Source organism: Thermodesulfovibrio sp. 1176, from assembly GCF_029946585.1.
In the GTDB taxonomy this organism is placed as follows: Bacteria; Nitrospirota; Thermodesulfovibrionia; order Thermodesulfovibrionales; family Thermodesulfovibrionaceae; genus Thermodesulfovibrio.
Genome location: NZ_JARZRZ010000020.1, coordinates 1 through 312, shown reverse-complemented (window position 1 = coordinate 312; position 312 = coordinate 1). Strand labels below are relative to the sequence as shown.

Genomic DNA, 312 nt, shown 5'->3' with positions numbered 1-312 from the left:
TCTAATAAATGGATGAGGGCAAAATATGGAAAGCCATTAAGGAAAATCTTTATAGAGGAAGGAGATATATTAGAATTAATTGACTTTTCTGGATATAAAGTATTCAAAGAAGCAACAGTAGATACAGCAATAGTTTTATTTCAAAAAGGGATCAAGAGTAGAGCTAAGTTTTTATCTTGTGTTGTAAATGATGATTTCAAGAATTATATTAACGATAATAGAAATTTATTTAACTATGTGTCAGATAAAAAAGTTGAAACTGATATGACTTCCTTATCAGAAGAATCTTTTCTATTTCTATCGCAAAAAGAG

1 protein-coding gene is annotated in these 312 nt (G+C 27.6%); it reads left to right on the top strand.

Features of this window, described 5'->3' with window-relative positions:
* The coding region (locus tag QI155_RS10980; protein WP_281321681.1) for an Eco57I restriction-modification methylase domain-containing protein at window positions 1-312 on the top strand (312 nt) is incomplete at both ends.